13 protein-coding genes are annotated in these 17,141 nt (G+C 70.7%); 7 read left to right on the top strand and 6 right to left on the bottom strand.

Translation table 11 applies throughout. The features are described from left to right. Positions 1-52: 52 nt before the first annotated feature. The 4 genes from ACZ5EF_RS17240 (at position 53) to ACZ5EF_RS17225 (ending at position 3,779) form a co-directional block, all read left to right on the top strand. Positions 53-532 (top strand): TRAP transporter small permease, encoded by a 480-nt coding sequence (locus tag ACZ5EF_RS17240; RefSeq protein WP_346061388.1) that lies wholly within the window; start codon positions 53-55, stop codon positions 530-532. After that, complete coding sequence (locus ACZ5EF_RS17235) at positions 522-1,829, top strand: TRAP transporter large permease (RefSeq protein WP_346061389.1); 1,308 nt, start codon at positions 522-524, stop codon at positions 1,827-1,829. Before ACZ5EF_RS17240 ends, ACZ5EF_RS17235 begins: the two co-directional genes overlap by 11 nt. 144 nt (positions 1,830-1,973) lie before the next feature. Further along, complete coding sequence (locus ACZ5EF_RS17230) at positions 1,974-2,648, top strand: SDR family oxidoreductase (protein WP_346061390.1); 675 nt, start codon at positions 1,974-1,976, stop codon at positions 2,646-2,648. A gap of 87 nt (positions 2,649-2,735) precedes the next feature. Then, positions 2,736-3,779, top strand: a complete 1,044-nt coding sequence (locus tag ACZ5EF_RS17225) for an NAD(P)H-dependent flavin oxidoreductase (RefSeq protein ID WP_346061391.1) — start codon at positions 2,736-2,738, stop codon at positions 3,777-3,779. A 26-nt stretch (positions 3,780-3,805) separates the two neighbouring features. Here the strand turns inward: ACZ5EF_RS17225 and ACZ5EF_RS17220 are convergent, their stop codons facing one another. Then, entirely contained in the window at positions 3,806-5,446 is a 1,641-nt protein-coding gene (locus tag ACZ5EF_RS17220) for an FMN-binding glutamate synthase family protein (protein ID WP_346061392.1), read from the bottom strand. Between the two features lie 189 nt (positions 5,447-5,635). Between ACZ5EF_RS17220 and ACZ5EF_RS17215 the strand changes: the two genes are divergently transcribed. Then, on the top strand, positions 5,636-7,318 hold the full coding sequence (locus ACZ5EF_RS17215; protein WP_346061846.1) for a VRR-NUC domain-containing protein: 1,683 nt from the start codon (positions 5,636-5,638) through the stop codon (positions 7,316-7,318). Then, positions 7,315-9,600, top strand: coding sequence for an ATP-dependent DNA helicase (locus ACZ5EF_RS17210; protein ID WP_346061393.1), 2,286 nt, complete (start codon positions 7,315-7,317; stop codon positions 9,598-9,600). Before ACZ5EF_RS17215 ends, ACZ5EF_RS17210 begins: the two co-directional genes overlap by 4 nt. Positions 9,601-9,618: 18 nt before the next feature. On the opposite strand, the gene ACZ5EF_RS17205 is transcribed toward ACZ5EF_RS17210, so the two are convergent. Both ACZ5EF_RS17205 and ACZ5EF_RS17200 read right to left on the bottom strand, forming a co-directional pair. Then, complete coding sequence (locus tag ACZ5EF_RS17205; RefSeq protein ID WP_346061394.1) at positions 9,619-9,966, bottom strand: Fis family transcriptional regulator; 348 nt, start codon at positions 9,964-9,966, stop codon at positions 9,619-9,621. Next, positions 9,950-11,767 (bottom strand): monovalent cation:proton antiporter-2 (CPA2) family protein, encoded by a 1,818-nt coding sequence (locus ACZ5EF_RS17200; protein ID WP_346061395.1) that lies wholly within the window; start codon positions 11,765-11,767, stop codon positions 9,950-9,952. Before ACZ5EF_RS17200 ends, ACZ5EF_RS17205 begins: the two co-directional genes overlap by 17 nt. A 148-nt stretch (positions 11,768-11,915) precedes the next feature. Here ACZ5EF_RS17200 and ACZ5EF_RS17195 point away from each other — a divergent pair, with 148 nt between their 5' ends. Further along, positions 11,916-12,167 carry a PLDc N-terminal domain-containing protein gene (locus ACZ5EF_RS17195; RefSeq protein WP_379729089.1) on the top strand — a complete coding sequence of 84 codons (252 nt, stop codon included), beginning with the start codon at positions 11,916-11,918 and terminating at the stop codon, positions 12,165-12,167. On the opposite strand, the gene ACZ5EF_RS17190 is transcribed toward ACZ5EF_RS17195, so the two are convergent. The 3 genes from ACZ5EF_RS17190 to ACZ5EF_RS17180 are packed head-to-tail and all read right to left on the bottom strand — an operon-like array spanning position 12,158 to position 17,005. Continuing rightward, positions 12,158-12,781, bottom strand: a complete 624-nt coding sequence (locus tag ACZ5EF_RS17190; protein ID WP_346061396.1) for a CerR family C-terminal domain-containing protein — start codon at positions 12,779-12,781, stop codon at positions 12,158-12,160. The genes ACZ5EF_RS17195 and ACZ5EF_RS17190 overlap by 10 nt on opposite strands. Next, complete coding sequence (locus ACZ5EF_RS17185) at positions 12,778-15,891, bottom strand: efflux RND transporter permease subunit (protein WP_346061397.1); 3,114 nt, start codon at positions 15,889-15,891, stop codon at positions 12,778-12,780. The genes ACZ5EF_RS17190 and ACZ5EF_RS17185 overlap by 4 nt, the downstream gene beginning before the upstream one ends. Positions 15,892-15,898: 7 nt before the next feature. Next, positions 15,899-17,005, bottom strand: coding sequence for an efflux RND transporter periplasmic adaptor subunit (locus ACZ5EF_RS17180; protein WP_346061398.1), 1,107 nt, complete (start codon positions 17,003-17,005; stop codon positions 15,899-15,901). Positions 17,006-17,141 lie beyond the last annotated feature (136 nt).

The raw sequence follows: 17,141 nt of genomic DNA, 5'->3' as shown, positions 1-17,141 counted from the left end.
CCTACCCGGAGTGTCGGCCGGCCCCTGGGCCGGCCTTTTGCATGAGGTCGTCATGAAACCTTCCCCCGATGCGCGGCCGGAACGCTGGCTGGCGTCCCTGGCCCTGGTGATCATCGCCCTGATCAGCCTGGCCAACGTGGTCACCCGCTACCTCAGTGGCGGCTCCCTGGCCTTCACCGAGGAGTTCTCGGTGTTCCTGCTGGTGGTCTTGACCTTCGGCGGCGCCGCGGTGGCGCTGCGCCGTAACGGCCATATTCGTATCGGCCTGCTGGAGCGGGCCCTGCCGTGGGGCCCGCGCCGGGCCCTGATCTTCCTGCAGTGGGCCTGTGGCGTCACGCTGCTGGGGCTGATCACCTGGTTCGGCGCCAAACTGGCCTGGCAGGAGTACCAGTGGCGGTCGCTGTCGCCGGGGCTCGGCCTGCCCCAGTGGTGGTATATCGCCTGGTTGCCGCTGCTCTCGGCGGCGATGCTGATCCGCCAGACCCAGCAGACCCGGGACCGCCTGCGCGGGAGGCTCGACGATGAGTCCTGATCTGTGGATGCTGCTGGCCTTCGCCGGCCTGTTGATCGCCGGGGTACCGGTGGCCTTCTCCCTGGGCCTGGCCGGGGCCGTGGGCATCCTCAGCGGCCTGCCGCCGATGATGCTGGCGACCCTGGGCACCAACACCTACAACAGCATCGCCAAGTACCCGCTGATCGCCATCCCGCTGTTTATCCTCACCGGCCTGATCTTTGAACGTTCCGGGGTGGCGCTGCGCCTGGTGCGCTTCGCCCAGGCGCTGATTGGCCCCCGTCACGGCGGCCTGGCCCTGGTGGCGGTGCTGGTGTGCATGATCATGGGCGGCATGAGCGGCTCGGGGCCGGCGGATGCCGCCGCCGTGGCCATGGTGATGCTGCCCAGCATGACCAAGGCGGGCTACCCGAAACCCTTCTCGGCGACCCTGATCGCCGCCTCGGCCTCCACGGCGATCCTGATCCCGCCCTCGGTGGCGCTGATTCTCTACTCCATCGTGGTGCCCGGGGTCGACCTGCGTGCGCTCTTCGCCGCCGGGCTCTTTCCCGGCATCCTCGCCGGCCTGGCGCTGCTGGTGCCGGCGCTGCTGGTGGCGAAGCGCTTCGGCTGGGAGGGCGGCAACGCGGCGCAGGGCGTCGAGCGGCTGCGGGTGGGGGAGACCTTTAAGCAGGCGCTGCCGGCGCTGTTCGCCCCGGTGCTGATCCTCGGCGGGCTGCGCTCGGGGCTCTTCACCCCCACCGAGGCCGCCGTGGTGGCGGTGGCCTATGGGGTGGTGATCGGCCTCTTCGTGACCCGCGAGCTCGGCTGGCGCGACCTCTGGGCGCTGTTCGGCGAGGCGGCGGTGATCTCCGGGGTGGTGATGCTGATCATCGCCCTGGCCGGCATCTTCGCCTGGGCCGGCACCATGCTCGGCACTTTCCGCGGGCTGGCCGAATGGATCATCGGCCTCACCGACAACGGGGTGCTGCTGCTGATCCTGATCATGTTGGCGGTGCTGGCCGCCGGCATGCTGCTGGACGCCATCTCCATCTACCTGATCCTGATGCCGGTGCTGATCCCGGTGATGCAGCATTTCGAATGGAATCCGGTGTGGTTCGGCATCCTGCTGGCGATGAATATCGCCATCGGTCAGTTCACCCCGCCGGTGGCGGTGAACCTGATGGTGACCACCGAGGTGGCCAGGATCCGCCTGGAGCAGACCGTCGGCTGGGCGCTGCTCTTCGTGGCGGCCATGGCCGGTGCCCTGGCGCTCGTCGCGATCTTTCCCGAGATCGCCCTCTGGCTACCGCGGGTACTGGGCTATAACGTGGGCTAAGGAGCAAGGAGCAAGGAGCAAGGAGCAAGGAGCAAGGAGCAAGGAGCAAGGGCCAGGAACGCGAGTGCGGGGCGCCCGGGTTGAACTGGCGCCCCGCGCCCCCCACCTTTAAGGCATCGCCCACTTTCCCACCCCGGAGTTGAGATGACTTCCACCGTACTGATCACCGGCGCCAATCGCGGCGTCGGCCTGGCCCTGGCCCGCCACTACCACGCCGCCGGCTGGGCGGTGATCGGGGTCTGCCGCAGCGGCGGCGAGGCGGCCGCCGAGCTCGGCGAGATCGCCGAGACGCTGATCGAGGGCATCGACGTGACCCGCCCCGAAGACGTCACCCGGCTGCAACGGGAGCTGGTGGGGCGCCGCCTGGACCTGCTGATCAACAACGCCGGCCTGCTCAAGGACGAGGCGCTGGGGACCATCGACTTCGACTCGATTCGCGAACAGATGGAGATCAACGCCTATGCGCCGCTGCGGGTCAGCGAGGCGCTGCTGGGCAACCTGGGTGAGGGCGCCAAGATCGCCAATATCACCAGCCGCATGGGGTCCATCGCCGACAATGACTCCGGGGGCCGCTACGGCTACCGCGCCTCCAAGGCGGCCCTCAACGCCTTCGGCAAGTCCCTGGCGGTGGACCTCAAGCCCCGCGGCATCGCCGTGGCCCAGATCCACCCCGGCTATGTGAAGACCCGCATGGTCAACTTCGGCGGCCTGATCGACGCCGAAGAGGCCGCCGCCGGTATCGCCCAACGCATCGAGGAACTCACCCTGCGCACCAGCGGTGGCTTCTGGCACAGCAGCGGCGAGGCACTGCCCTGGTAGCGCAACTGACCCGTCCTCGCCCAAGGTCGCCTGGGGTGGCGTGAGGATTCGCGCTAGGCTCTCCCTGGACTCGACGAGGAGACAGGGATGAACGACTTCTGCAAGCGACTGGATATCGAGGTGCCGATCCTCCAGGCGCCCATGGCGGGCTCCCAGGGTATCGAGCTGGCCCTGGCGGTGGGCGAGGGGGGCGGCCTGGGGGCGCTGCCGGCGGCCATGCTGGATAGCCAGGCCCTGGACGCGGCCCTGGCGCGCCATCGCCGGGAGGGGACGGGGCCCCTCAACGTCAACTTCTTCTGCCATGTGCCACCCGCCCCGGACCCGGCCGCCGAGGCGCGCTGGCGCCGGGCCCTGGCGCCCTACTATCGGGAACTGGGGCTCGATATCGAGGCGGTGCCGGCGGGCCCCGGGCGGCGCCCCTTCGATGCGGCGGCCTGCGAGGTGCTGGAGGCCTATCGGCCGGCGGTGGTGAGCTTTCACTTTGGGCTGCCGGAGCCGGCACTGCTGGACCGGGTCAAGGCCTGGGGCGCCCGGGTCTTTTCCACTGCCACCACCCTGGAGGAGGCGCTGTGGCTCCAGGCCCGGGGCGTCGATGCGGTGATCGCCCAGGGGCTGGAGGCCGGTGGCCATCGCGGCCACTTCCTCGATCACGACCTCACGAAACAGCTGGGCACCTTCGCCCTGCTGCCCCAGTTAGTGGCGGCCCTGGACATTCCGGTGATCGCCGCCGGTGGCATTGGCGATGCCCGCGGCGTGCGGGCGGCCCTGGCGCTGGGCGCCAGCGCCGTCCAGGTGGGCACCGCCTACCTGCTCTGCCCCGAGGCCACCACCGGTGCCGCGCACCGTGCCGCCCTGGCCGGCGAGGCGGCCCGCCATACCGCCCTGACCAACCTCTACTCCGGGCGCCCGGCCCGGGGCATCGTCAATCGCCTGATGCGCGAGCTGGGCCCATTGAGCGACGCCCCGCTGGCTTTCCCCCTGGCCACCGCCGCCATCGCGCCCCTGCGCAGTGCCGCCGAGGCCCGGGGCAGCGGCGATTTCTCACCGCTGTGGGCCGGCCAGAACGTGACCGGCTGCCGGGAGCTTCCCGCCGCCGAGCTGACCCGCCAGTTAGCGGAAGGCTGCCGTTAAGCCCTGCGCGATGTCCGGACCGGTATTCAAGCGCTCTGGCGTAGCGCCACCACCCTGGCGGGGGGGCAGAAACTGTCGGCGCGGCTCTCCTCCCAGAAGCGCTGGAAGAGCGGGTGGTCGGGGGTATGACGCAGCAGCTCCCCCGGGGCCAGGCAGGGATAGAGCTCCGCATAGGAGCTGATATGGTGGCGCGAGATGCGGTGCATGATATGCGCCGGGCGTAGCTCCTCGGGGTGGGCCAGGCCCGCGGCGGCGAGCATCTCCGCCAGGGCACGCAGGGTGTTGCGGTGGAAGTGGTAGACCCGCTCGCGCTTGTCGGCCACGTCCAGGTGGCGGCCGCGCCGCGGGTCCTGGGTGGCCACGCCGCTGGGGCAGCGGTCGGTATGGCAGTTCATGGCCTGGATGCAGCTCAGCGAGAACATGAAGCCCCGCGCCGCATTGCACCAGTCGGCGCCCAGCGCCAGGGCGCGGGCCATCTGGAAGGCGGAGGTGATCTTGCCGGCGGCGGCCAGGCGAACCCTGGGGCGCAGGCCGGCGCCCACCAGGCTGCTGTGTACCAGGGCCAGCGCCTCCAGCAGCGGCATGCCCAGGCGATTGATGAATTCCAGCGGCGAGGCGCCGGTGCCCCCCTCGCCGCCGTCCACGACGATAAAGTCGGGGTGGATGCCGCTCTCCAGCATCGCCTTGACCAGCCCGAACCACTCCCAGGGATGGCCGATGGCCAGCTTGAAGCCCACCGGCTTGTCGTCGGAGAGCTCGCGCAGCCGCTGGATAAAGTGCATCAGTTCCAGGGGCGTGGAGAAGGCCGAGTGGCTGGACGGGGAGACCACGTCCTGGCCCACCGGCACGCCCCGCGCCTCGGCCACCTCCACGGTGACCTTGGCCCCGGGCAGGATGCCGCCGTGGCCCGGCTTGGCGCCCTGGGAGAGCTTGATCTCGATCATCTTTACCTCGGGGCGGGCGGCGTTGCGGGCGAAGGCCTCGGGGTCGAAGCGGCCCATGGCGTCGCGGCAGCCGAAATAGCCCGAGCCGATCTCCCAGACCAGGTCGCCGCCATGCAGGTGGTGGCGGGAGATGCCGCCCTCGCCGGTATCGTGGTAGAAGCCGCCGCGTTGGGCGCCCTGGTTCAGCGCCTGGATGGCATGGCCGGAGAGGGCGCCGAAGCTCATGGCGGAGATATTCAGCAGGCTGACCCGGTAGGGGTGGCGGCGTTCGCCGCCCACCTCCACCCGCAGGGCCGCCTCGGGGAGGGGCACGGCCGGGGCCAGCGAGGAGTTGATCCACTCATAGCCCTCGGCGTACATGTCCAGCACCGAGCCGAAGGGCTTCTTGTCGAGCACGTTCTTGGCGCGCTGGTAGACGGCGCTGCGCTGCTCCCGGGAGAAGGGCCGCTCCTCGGTATCCGACTGGATAAAGTACTGGCGCATCTCGGGGCCGATGCTCTCCAGGCAGTAGCGGAAGTGGGCGAGGATCGGGTAGTTGCGGCGCAGGGTCCGCGAGCGCTGGCGCAGGTCCCAGTTGCCCAGGGCCACCAGGCCGGCGAAGGGCAGGGTCCACCAGAAGGGGGCGCCCAGGGGCCAGGCGATCAGGGTGACCACCAGCCCCAGCCAGCTGGCGGCATAGGCGCCATAGCGCAGCGGAAAGGACCATCGGCGGGGCAGTGACATGGGGACTCCTTGTCGATCGGTGGTGATTCCCTTGAGTCGCTCAAGCCGGCGACCCACTTACGGCAGGGCATCGCAGTTGGAATGACCGACGGCCTGTCCCCAGCGCCCCTCGGTCGTCCCAACGGCGATCGCCCTGCCGCCTACAGCCTACGACCTGCCAGCCCCGGGGCCAACTGCTACCATGGCGCCATGATGCCGCTACCCATCGCCTCGCTGAGCGATCCCCGCTACTACCTGGCCAACTTCCGCGCCGCCCTGGACTGGGTGACGGCGCGCTATGACGACCTGTTGGGGGGCGAGGAACGCCACTTCCTGGCCCGCTTCGCCGCCCTGCCCGAGGCCGCCCAGGCGCTGCTGGTACGCCTGGTGATGCGCCGTGGCGAGCACTTTCGCACCTCCCGGCTCGATTATGCCGAGATCGGAGATACCGATACCGCCCTGGCGCCGTTGATCGCGGCGGGCCTGGTGGAGGCGGACCCGGCGCTCGATATCGAGGAACTGTGCCGGCAGCTGCGCCTGGCGGAGCTGCGCCAGGCCTTCGCGGAGGGGCTCGCCGAGGCGGGGCTGAGCCGGGCCACCAAGGGCGAGCTGACGACGCGACTCCCGGAACTGATGCCGGCGCCGCGGCGTTACTCCGCCTGGTGGCCCGAGGCCCCGGACCGTCTGGTACGCCTTACGGCGATGCCGACCTGTGAGCGGCTGCGGCTGATGTTCTTCGGCAACCTGCGCCAGGACTGGTCGGAGTTCGTGCTGACGGAACTGGGCCACCAGCGCTTCGAGACGGTGCCCTTCGGCGCCGAGTCCCGGGCCTTCCGGCACCGCGCGGAGCTGGACGCCTACCTGGCCCTGCATGACCTGGGCGAGCGATTGGCGGCGGGGGAGGCGGTGAGCGACCTGGTCGAAGCGCTGTCCGAGAGCCTGTCCGAGCCACCGCAGAACCCCTGGCTGGCGGCCCGGCGCTGTCGCCTGGCCCTGCGCCTGGGGCGGGAGGCCGAACGCCAGGGTGATACCGCGCTGGCGCTCGGCCTCTATGCCCAGGGCGGCGAGGACGAGGCCCTGGTGCGCCGGCTGCGCCTGCTGGAGCGCCTGGGCGAGCATCGCGTCGCCCTGGATCTGGCGCGGCCCTTTCTGGACACCCCGGCCAGCCAGGCCCAGCGTCAGGCCCTGGCGCGGCTGGTGCCGCGCCTCGAGAAGCGCCTGGGCCTGGCGGTCACCCCGTCGCCGGCCGAGCCCGCCCCCGAGCGGCTGACCCTGACTCTGCCCCTGCCCCTGCCCCTGACCCAGGCGGCCGGCGGCGGGGTGGAGCGGGCTGTGGCCGAGCACCTCGCTACGCCCGAGGCGCCGGTGCGCTACGTGGAGAACGGCCTGATCACCGGCCTTTTCGGCCTGCTCTGCTGGGAGGCGATCTATGCGCCCCTGCCCGGGGCCTTCTTCCACCCCTTCCAGAGCGGCCCCGCGGACCTCTATCGCCCCGACTTCGTGAGCCGGCGGCGGGCGCGCTTCGACGCCTGCCTGGCGCGCCTGGACAGTGGCGACTACCGGGAGGCGATCCGCGCCACCTGGGCGGCCAAGCGGGGCCTGGCCTCGCCCTTCGTGGCCTGGGAACTATTGGATCAAGAGCTCCTCGAGCTGGCCCTGGCGAGCCTGCCGCCGGCCCATCTGCGTGCCTGCTTCGAGCGCCTGCTGGCGGATCTCAAGGCCAACCGGGCCGGCCTGCCGGACCTGATCCAGTGCTTCCCCGAGCGCGGCGACTACCGGCTGATCGAGGTCAAGGGGCCGGGGGATCGCCTCCAGGACAACCAGCGCCGCTGGCTCGCCTTCTTCCATGACCAGGGCATTCCCGCGGCGGTCTGCCAGGTTCGTTGGCAATGAATCACGGGGCGGAGACCTATCGGGTGGCGGTGCGGGCGCTATGCGACTTCACCGCCCGGCGCGGCGACCTGGACCATCGCTTTACTCCGGCGCCCAGCGCCCGGGAGGGCATCGCCGGCCATGCCCGGGTGGTGGCCCGCCGCGGCGCCGATTACCGCGCCGAGCTGCCCCTGGAGGGCGAGTTTGTCGCGGAGGGGGTGCGCCTGGTGGTGCGCGGTCGCGCCGACGGCTATGACCCCCGGGAGGCCTGCCTGGAGGAGATCAAGACCCACCGCGGCGACCTGGGGCGCCAGGCCGCCAACCAGCGCGCCCTGCACTGGGCCCAGGCGCGTACCTACGGGGCCCTGCTGTGTCGTGCCGAGGGGCTGGCGCGGGTAACGATTCGCCTGGTCTACCTGGAGATTGCCAGCGGCGAGGAGACCCGCCTCGACGAGACGCTCGAGGCCGCCGAGCTGGAGGCGGAGTTCGTCGCCCGCTGTCGCGACTTCCTGGCCTGGGCCCGCCAGGAATCGGCCCATCGTCGCGCCCGGGACGCCGCCCTGGCCCGCTTGCGCTTCCCCCATGGCGAGTTCCGCCCCGGGCAGCGGGCCCTGGCCGAGGCCGCCTACAAGGCCGCCGCCACCGGCCGCTGCCTGCTGGCCCAGGCCCCCACCGGCATCGGCAAGACCCTCGGTACCCTCTTCCCGCTGCTTAGCGCCATGCCCCGCCAGGGGCTGGATCGGCTGGCCTTCCTGACCATGAAGACCCCGGGGCGGCGCCTGGCCCTGGATGCCCTGGCCAGCCTGGGCGCCGCCGAGGGCGCCCCCCCGCTGCGGGTGCTGGAACTGATCGCCCGGGACAAGGCCTGCGAGTATCCCGGCACCCCCTGCCAGGGCGAGGCCTGCCCCCTGGCCGAGGGCTTCTATGATCGCCTGCCGGCGGCGCGCCGGGCGGCGGTGGCCCGGGGCTGGCTGGATCGCGGCGCGCTGCGCGAGCTGGCCCTGGCCCACCGGGTCTGCCCCTACTACCTGGGCCAGGAGCTGGCCCGCTGGTGCGATGTGATCGTCGGCGACGTCAATCACTACTTCGACGACACGGCGCTGCTGCATGGCCTGGCCCAGGCGGACGGCTGGCGCCTGGGGCTCTTGGTCGACGAGGCCCATAACCTGGTGGGCCGCGCCCGGGGCATGTACAGCGCCGAGCTGGATCAGGCGCGGCTGAATCGCCTAAAGCGCACCGCCCCCGCGGCATTGAAGGGGGCCCTGGCGCGACTCAGCCGCCAGTGGCAGGCCCTGGTGCGGGAGAGCGGCCTCGCCGAGGGCTCGCCGCAGCGCCCCGCCTACGCGGTCCTCGGTGGCCTGCCCGGCGGCCTGGTGGGGGCGCTGCAGGGGCTGGTGGCGCGCCTCGGCGATTACCTGGTGGAGCACCCCGGCCAGGGGGAGTGGCAGGAACTGCTCTTCGAGGCCCTGGCCTTCGGCCGATTGGCGGAGCGCTTCGGCGACCACTCCCTGTGCGACCTGGAGCGCCGCGGGCGGGGCAAGGCACGGCTGGGGTTGCGCAACCTGGTGCCGGCGGACTTCCTGGCGCCGCGCTTCGCCGCTGCCCACTGTGCGGTGCTCTTCTCCGCCACCCTGAGCCCCGCCGGCTATCATCGCGACCTCTTGGGCCTGCCCGAGGGCACGGTGTGGCAATCGGTGCCCGCGCCCTTTCGCGCCGAGCAGTTGGAAGTCAGGGTGCGTAGCGATATCTCCACCCGCCTGGCGGATCGCCCCGCCTCCCTGGGGCCCATTGTCGCCACCCTCGCCGAGCAGTACCGGCGCCGCCCGGGACACTACCTGGCCTTCTTCAGCAGCTTCGCCTACCTGGAGGCGGCCCGGGAGGCGCTGGCCGCGGCGCATCCCGAGATTCCCCGGCGCAGCCAGACCCGTAGCATGGACGAGGCGGCCCGGGAGGCCTTCCTGGCGGGCTTCGCCCCAGGGGGCCGGGGCATCGGCTTCGCGGTGCTGGGCGGGGCCTTCGGCGAGTGCATCGACCTGCCCGGGGAGCGGCTGATCGGCGCCTTTATCGCCACCCTGGGGCTGCCGCCCTCGGACCCCTTCAACGAGGCGCTGCGCGCCCGGCTCCAGGCGCGCTTCGGGCGCGGCTACGACTACGCCTACCGGATTCCCGGCCTGACCAAGGTGGTACAGGCCGCCGGCCGGGTGATCCGCGGCCCGGAGGACGAGGGGGTGGTGGTACTGATGGACGAGCGCTTCGCCCGCCGCGAGGTGCGGGCCCTGCTGCCCGAGTGGTGGGGGGCGTGAAGTCCAAGGAGTGAGGCGTCAGGCGTCGTGGAGGCGCCGCTTCCAGTTGCCCTTGTGCTCCCGCTGGCAGGCCTCCTCGCTGTCGAAGCACACCTGACGGCGCAGCGCCGCGGGCTTGATGGCGGCGGCGGCCAGCTTGGCCTGGAGCAGCTGGCAGAGGTAGTCGTCCTCCCGGGCCTCCTGGGCCCGGGCCAGGGCGTCATCGCTGTCGAAGACGCAGACGATGCGCAGGCTATCGGGGAAGCGCTGGTAGTCGGCCAGGTGGGTCAGCCAGCGAAAGCCCGGCACGCTCTCCAGGGCCAGTTCGCAGGCCTCCATCAGGGCGCCGCGCAAGCGGTTGTCGAGCTGTTTATCGCTTTTGCGCATGGGGGCCTCCGGGTGGGGTGGCGATCTCCTCGTCGGCCTCGAAGAGGCTTTCCAGCTCCCGGGCCGCCTCCTGGACCGTCTGAATATATTGGCTCTCGTTGCCGAACACCTCCAGCTGGCGCAGCAGGGTCTGCTCGTCGTGGCCGCGGAAGGTGGCCACCCCGTGGTCGGCCTGCTCCGGGGGCAGGCCGAGGGCGACCAGCACCTCGCGGGTCAGCTCCAGGCTGGCGGGCAGTATCTCGCGGACCAGGTCGTGGATGCCGGCGCGCATCAGCAGGTGGGCGTGGTAGCGGTTGCGGGCCCGGGCGAAGATGCGCAACTGGGGGAAGCGCCGCCTGACCCGTTCGGCGATGCGCATGGAGGCCTCGATATCGCCCATGGCCAGCACCAGGATGCGCGCCTTGTCGGCGCCGGCGGCGGTCATCAGGTCGAGGCGGGCGGCGTCGCCGTAGTAGACCTTGTTGCCGTAGCGGCGCACGAAATCGACCTGCTCGGCGTTGATATCCAGCACCGTATAGGGAATCTGCAGGCCCTGGAGCACCCGGCCGAGGATCTGCCCGAAGCGCCCGAAACCGGCGATGATCACCTGGGGGGCGTCGTCCTCGGGGGTGTCGTAGCCGGGCCGCTTGCGGGTCCTGGCGAAGCGCGGGCGCAGCCAGCGGGCATAGCCGCCATAGAGCAACGGGGTGGTGGCCATGGACAGCGAGATCACCAGCACCAGCAGCTCGGTGAGCTCGCGGTCGAGCAGGGCCACCGCGGCGGCGGCGGTCAGCAGCACGAAGGCGAATTCGCCGCCCTGGGAGAGCAGCACCCCGAGGCCGGTGGCCTCCTTCCAGGAGCCGCCATAGAGGCGGCTGGCCAGCACCAGGCTGGCGCCCTTGAGCAGCAGCAGCCCCAGGGTCAGGCCCAGCACCGTCAGCGGTATCTCCGCCAGCAGGCCGATCTGCGCCATCATCCCTACCGCCATGAAGAAGAGCCCCAGCAGCAGGCCGCGGAAGGGCTCGATATCTGCCTCGATGCTGTGGCGATACTCCGAGTCGGCCAGCAGCACCCCGGCGATAAAGGCGCCAAGAGCCATGGAGAGGCCGGCCAGCTCCATCAGCAGGGCGGCGCCGATCACCACCAGCAGGGTGGTGCCGGTGAACACCTGGCGGCTCCGGGTGCGGGCGGCCAGATGGAAGAGCGGGCGCAGCAGGTAACGCCCGCCGAGGATCAGCACCAGGAAGGCGCCCAGCGCCAGGGCCGCCTCCCGCAGCAGCACTTCGGGGCCCGCCGCCAGTAGCGAGCCGGCGGCGAGGATGGGAATGGCCGCCAGCACCGGGATCGCCGCCAGATCCTGGAACAGCAGCAGGGCGAAGCCGTTGCGGCCCTGACGGGTGGAGAGTTCCTTGCGCTCGCCGAGCAGTTGCAGCACCAGGGGCGTGGAGCAGAGCCCCAGGCTGAAGCCCACTACCAGCGCCGCCAGGGGCGACAACCCCAGCCACCAGGCGGCCAGGGCCAGGAGGGCGGTGGTCAGGGTCACCTGCAGGCTGCCGAAGCCGAACACCGCCCGGCGCATCACCTTCAGGCGCGCCGGCTTGAGCTCCAGGCCGATCACGAAGAGCAGGACGACGATGCCCACCTGGGAGAACTGCAGCACCCTCTCGGCGTCGGGCACCAGCCCCAGCACCGAGGGGCCGATAAGTACCCCCGCCACCAGGTAGCCCAGCACCTCGCCGAGTTTCAGGGCCTTGAACAGCGGCACCATCAGCACGGCGGCGGCGAGGAAGATGGCGGCATTGAGCAGCAGGTCGACGGCCAAGGTCAGGGGCTCCGGTGGCGGTGAGTCACAGGGGATGATAATGGCGGCCGGGGCCGGGAATGCCAAGCCGGGCCGGGTCGCGATTGTGCCTGACAGCGAAAGCGTGCTACTCCTGAGGCCTCACAAGCGCCCACAAAGGAGTGTGACCATGGGGATCGAAGTGGCCGGCCTGTTCGGGCTGATCTGGCTGATCATCGTTATCTGGGCCATCGTCAAGGTGGCCAAGAGCGGCGCGGGGCCGGTGGTCAAGCTGCTGTGGATCCTGATCCTGCTGTTCTTCCCCCTGATTTGGCCTGATCGCCTGGCTGCTATTGGGGCCCAAGGGGTAGCGCCGGCGAGGCGGTGCCAGCGGCGGGCGGACCCTCGGGTCCGCCCGCGTCGTTTCGAGCCTCAGGCGTAGCGGGCCAGTTGGGCCGCCATCAGGGCCTCGATCTCCGCCACCGTCGCCGCGTCATAGCCGTCCTGTCCCAGGCGGCGCAGCAGTGGCTCGCGGCCCACCAGGAAGAAGACGATCTGCCCCACCAGGGTATGGGTCTCGAGGATCACCCGCCGGTCGTCGGGGTCGCGCCCGGTCAGCCTGGCGATCAGGGCGCTCAGGGTCATCTGGATCGGCTGGAAGGCCCGGGCCTGAAGGATATCGAAGGCCTCGCCGGGGCTGACCTGCTCGCGGATCACCAGCAGCAGCCACTGGCGGCAGTCGTCGTCCTCGGTAAAGGTATGCACCATGCGCGCGACCAGGGTGCGCAGGGTCGCGAGGCTGGCCTCCCGGTCCGTGGGGGCGGGCAGCGGCGGCGGGGCCAGGCGACGATGCAGCTCGTCGGCGATATACGCTGCCGACGCCAGATAGAGGCCGTGCTTGTTGGTGAAGTGATAGGCGATGGAGCCGATATTGGCACCGGCGGCCTCCGCCAACTGGCGGGTCGTGGTGCCCTTGAAACCGTGTTCGCCGAAGAGCTGAATGGCCGCCTGGATCAGCCGCTCCCGGGTCTCGGCGCTATTCGCGATCTGGTTCATGGCGCGCTCCTCCGCGGTGTCTTGCGGGTGTCGATGCCGAAGAACAGGGTATAGAGCACCGGCACCATGCCCAGGCTCATGATGGTTCCCACCCCGAGGCCGAAGGCCATGGCGGCGGCCATGCCGTAGAACAGCGGGTCGCGACCGAGGACCAGGGGCAGGAAGCCGAGGATGGTGGTGATGGCCGACATCAGGATCGGGCGCAGGCGCCGTGCCGAGGCACGGATCACCGCGTCGCGGCCCGAGAGCAGGGGGTTCTGGCGCTCGATATCGATGCGATCGATCAGCACGATGGCATTATTGATGATGATGCCGGCCAGGCTGTAGATGCCCAGCAGCACCATGAACCCGAAATCGGCCCGGGAGGCGAGCAGCCCCAGGGCCACCCCGACGATCACCAGGGGAATGGTGGCGATGATCACCAGGGGGCGCTTGAAGGAGTTGAACTGGGCCACCAGCAGCACGAAGATCAGGCCGATGCAGAGTGGCAGGTTGGCCTGCAGCGCCGCCTGACCCTCCGCCGATTCCGTGACCACCCCATCGAACTCGATCCAGTGTCCCGGCGGCAGGCCCGCCTCCAGCTCGCGCAGCGCCGGCTCCAGGCGCGGCACCATGTCCTCGGCGGTCAGGGTGTCATGACGCCCCTCCACGGTGATGGTGCGCACCAGGTTCTCCCGGTCGATGCGGTAGTAGCCGTTGTCGAGGCGGATCTCCGCGACCTGGTTGAGGGGCACGCCGGGGCCGGGCTCGCCCAGGGGATAGACCGTCAGCGAGGCCAGCCGCTCGAGGCTGTGGCGCTGCTGATCGGCATAGCGCAGCATCACCGGGATGATGTCGTCCCCCTCCCGGTAGTGGCTGAGGCGGTAGCCGTCGATGGCGCCGGCCAGCGACTGGGCGATGTCCTCGGAGGTGATGCCGGCATTGCGCGCCTGGGTCTGATCCACCGCGATGCTCAGCGACGGAATGCGCGCCTCCCAGCTATGGCGCACGTCGCGGCTACCCTCCAGTTCATGCAGCAAGGCCTCTATTTCCCGGGCGCTGTCGAAGAGCACCTCCCGGTCCGGGCCCTTGACCTGGACCTGCAGCAGGGTGCTGTCGGCGGGGCCGAGGAACATCCGCGTCACCTGGGGCGAGAGGTCGGGGTGGTGGCGGCCCAGGTAGTCCCGGGTGGCCTGGATCACCGCCGCGACCCGATCGCGGTCGGCCACGTTGAGCACCATGAAGCCCTTGTTGGGGGCCGGGTCGATGGGCGTCAGCGAGAGCACGAAGCGTGGCCCGCCGAAGCCGGCATAGGCGGCCACGCCGGTGACGTCCGCGGCCAGGCCGGGCGCCTCGCCGAGCTCCCGGCTCAGCGCCTGGACCCGGCGGTCGGTGGTGCCCGCGGCGCTGTCCGAGGGGAAGTCGAGGGTCACCAGCACCTGATTGCGGTCCGAATCGGGGAAGAACTTGTGGGGCACCGCCTGCATCATGGCCAGCCCCGCCACCAGGGCCAGGCCCATCAGGCCGAGGAACAGCGCCCGGTGGTGCAGCACCCGCATCAGCAGCAGCCCGTAGCGCCGCGATACCCAGTTGAAAGCCCGGTCGGAGAGATTGGGGCTAGGCGCCGCCGCGGCCTCGCCGTCGGTGTCGCTGCGAGAGGGCGCCTTAAGGAAGCGATGGCAGAGGGCGGGGGTCAGCGTCAGCGACAGGAACCAGGAGCTCAGCAGGGTGATGGCGATGACGATGGAGATGGAGCGGGTGTATTCGCCGGCGGCGTGGACGGCGAGCATCAGTGGCAGGAACACCAGGATGGTGGTCAGGCTGGACGACAGCAGCGGCAGGGTCAGCTCGCGGCCACTCTCCTCCAGGGCCCGGTCGCGGTCCAGGCCCGCCTCCAGGCGGGTCTTGAAGTCCTCGGCGACGACGATGGCGTTGTCCACCAGCAGCCCCAGGGCGATCACCAGGGTCGCCAGGCTGGCGCGCTGCAGGCTGACCTCCATCAGGCCCATGATCGCCAGGGTGACCAGCATCACGGTGGGGATGATCGAGCCGACGATCAGCCCGGTGCGCATGCCCAGGAAGAGAATCACCACCCCCAGCACGATGGCCAGGGTCTGGATCACGCTGCGGGTCACCCCGTAGACGGCGTTGGCCACCTGCTCGGGCTGGAAGGTCATGATCTCCAGCCGGTAGCCCGCCGGCAGGCTGGGGCGGACTTCCGCCAGGGTGGCCTGGACGGCCTCGCCGTAGTCCAGCACGCTGGCCCCGTCGAGCATGGAGAGGGCGAAGACGATGGCCGACTCGCCGTTGAAGTAGGCGCCGCGCTCGGCGGGGTCCTGATAGCCGCGACGGATCTCGCCCAGGTCGCGCAGGCGCAGGGTGCCGCCCTCGGGCAGGCGCAGCTCGGCATCGCCCAGGGCCGCGAGGTCGCTGAACTCGCCGCTGACCTCCAGGGCCAGGCGCTGCTCGCCCACCTCCATGACGCCGCCGGGGGGGAAGATATTACGGCGCTGGATCTGCGCCGCCAGGTCCCCCGGGGTCAGGCCCAGTTCGGCGAGCCGCGCCTCGGCGATATCGATGAAGATGCGCTGCTCCTGAATGCCCAGCAGCTCCACCTTCTTGGTGCCCTCCACCCCGTAGAGCAGGGCGCGCACATGCTCGGCGATCTCCTGCTGGTCGGCCTGGGGGTAGTCCGGGGCGGTCAGGGCCACGGTGATGACCGCCACGTCGCCGAAGTCGGTATTGATCACCGGGTCCCGGGTGCCCTCGGGCAGCCGTGGGCGGGCCGTGGCCACCTTGTGGCGCACCTCGTCCCAGATCTGCTCCAGGTCGAAGTAGCGATCCTGGATCTGCACATGGATGATGGAGCGGCCGCGCAGGGAGGTGGAACGCAACTCCTTGATCTCGCCGATGGTGCGAACGCTCTCCTCCAGGGCCTTGGTGATGTTCTCCTCCACCTGTTCCGCCGGCAGGCCGGGGAAGTCGGTGGTGATCACCGCCTCGCGCACCAGGATCTCCGGGTCCTCCCGGGCGGGCAGGGTGAAGTAGCTGTAGACGCCGAGCAGCATGGCCAGCAGGGTGGTCAGGTAGAGCACGGGGCGACGGCGGTAGGCGATCTGGCTCAGGTTCATGGTGGCCTCAGTGGTAGCGCTCGGGGCTCTCGCCGAGCAGGCTGACCCGCTGGCCGGCGCGGACGAATTCGGCGCCCCGGGCGACGATGCGCTGGCCCGGGGCCAGGTCACCGCGTACCCGGGCCCAGCCGTCGCCGATATCGAGCACCTCCACCGCGACCCGCTCCAGGCGCGCCTCGCCGTCGATACGCAGCACATGGGCGGTGGCGTCGGCGTAGACCAGGGCGGTCAGGGGCACCGGTAGTCCGGGCACTTCGCTTCCGGGCCCCAGCGTCAGCGCCACCTGGGCGGTCATCCCCGAGCGCAGGCCCGGAGGCGGCGACTCCAGGCTCAGGATCAGCGGATAGTCGTTGGAGGAGCGCGGCTGGGTACCCAGGTGGCGCAGGGTGGCCGGCAGCGTGTGGTTACCCAGGGCCGGCAGTGTCACCTCGTGACGCGAGCCCACCGCCAGGGCGCCGACCATCGTCTCGGGGATGCGGGTCTCCACCTCGAAGCCCTCCCGGTCGGAGAGTATCTCGAGGATCGGCTGATTGGCGGCGACCCGCTCGCCGGGCTCCACCTGGCGTTGGCTCACCGAGCCGTCGAAGGGCGCCTCCAGGGTGGTCAGGGCCAGGTCGCGCTCGGCCAGGGCCAGGGCCGCCGCCGCGGTGGCCTGGCGGGACTCGGCGCTGGCCAGGGCGGCGCGCACGCTCTCCAACTGGTTGGCGCTGACATAGTCGCGTTCGGCCAACTGGGCATGGCGCCGATAGTCCTGGCGCTTCTCCTCGAGCAGCGCCTCGGCCTCGCGCAGCTCGGCGCGACGCTGCTCGGCCACCAACTGGTAGCGCTCCGCCTCCAGGCGGGCCAGCGGCTCGCCGGCGCGGATTCGATCGCCGGCCTCCACCCGCAGGAAACTCACCCGACCGGGCAGCTCGAAGCTCAGGGTGCTGCGTTCGGCGGCGCGGACTCGGCCGCTGAGGTGGGAGATCGTGGCCCCGTTGCCGGGCTCGAGAAGGTGGCTATCCACCACCCGGGGCGAGTCGCCGGGTGGGGCGGCCTCCGGTGAGCAGCCCGCCAGCAGCCATAGCAGGGCGAGGGCGGCGGTGACCGCGAGACGATGGGGGGAGGGCGACATGGCGGCGATCCTCGATCGGGCTTCGCGAAGGTCCCGAGAGTGTATTAATCAATTGATTAAATCGCAATGGCGCATCGCTGTCGCGCCTTGTTGCGGTGCAGCATAGGGGCCTATACTGCACGCCAATATGGCAAGG

This window comes from Bisbaumannia salifodinae, assembly GCF_055388505.1.
The sequence above is the reverse complement of the archived record's forward strand: the minus strand, read 5'-3'. Positions and strand labels throughout refer to the sequence as shown.

Excerpts from the sequence above, each read along its gene's own strand:
- ACZ5EF_RS17185 (WP_346061397.1), bottom strand. The coding sequence starts at position 15,891 with ATGAACCTGAGCCAGATCGCCTACCGCCGTCGCCCCGTGCTCTACCTG.
- ACZ5EF_RS17180 (WP_346061398.1), bottom strand. The coding sequence starts at position 17,005 with ATGTCGCCCTCCCCCCATCGTCTCGCGGTCACCGCCGCCCTCGCCCTG.
- ACZ5EF_RS17210 (WP_346061393.1), top strand. The coding sequence starts at position 7,315 with ATGAATCACGGGGCGGAGACCTATCGGGTGGCGGTGCGGGCGCTATGC.
- ACZ5EF_RS17235 (WP_346061389.1), top strand. The coding sequence starts at position 522 with ATGAGTCCTGATCTGTGGATGCTGCTGGCCTTCGCCGGCCTGTTGATC.
- ACZ5EF_RS17215 (WP_346061846.1), top strand. The coding sequence starts at position 5,636 with ATGATGCCGCTACCCATCGCCTCGCTGAGCGATCCCCGCTACTACCTG.
- ACZ5EF_RS17190 (WP_346061396.1), bottom strand. The coding sequence starts at position 12,781 with ATGAACCAGATCGCGAATAGCGCCGAGACCCGGGAGCGGCTGATCCAG.
- ACZ5EF_RS17195 (WP_379729089.1), top strand. The coding sequence starts at position 11,916 with ATGGGGATCGAAGTGGCCGGCCTGTTCGGGCTGATCTGGCTGATCATC.
- ACZ5EF_RS17230 (WP_346061390.1), top strand. The coding sequence starts at position 1,974 with ATGACTTCCACCGTACTGATCACCGGCGCCAATCGCGGCGTCGGCCTG.
- ACZ5EF_RS17220 (WP_346061392.1), bottom strand. The coding sequence starts at position 5,446 with ATGTCACTGCCCCGCCGATGGTCCTTTCCGCTGCGCTATGGCGCCTAT.
- ACZ5EF_RS17240 (WP_346061388.1), top strand. The coding sequence starts at position 53 with ATGAAACCTTCCCCCGATGCGCGGCCGGAACGCTGGCTGGCGTCCCTG.
- ACZ5EF_RS17225 (WP_346061391.1), top strand. The coding sequence starts at position 2,736 with ATGAACGACTTCTGCAAGCGACTGGATATCGAGGTGCCGATCCTCCAG.
- ACZ5EF_RS17205 (WP_346061394.1), bottom strand. The coding sequence starts at position 9,966 with ATGCGCAAAAGCGATAAACAGCTCGACAACCGCTTGCGCGGCGCCCTG.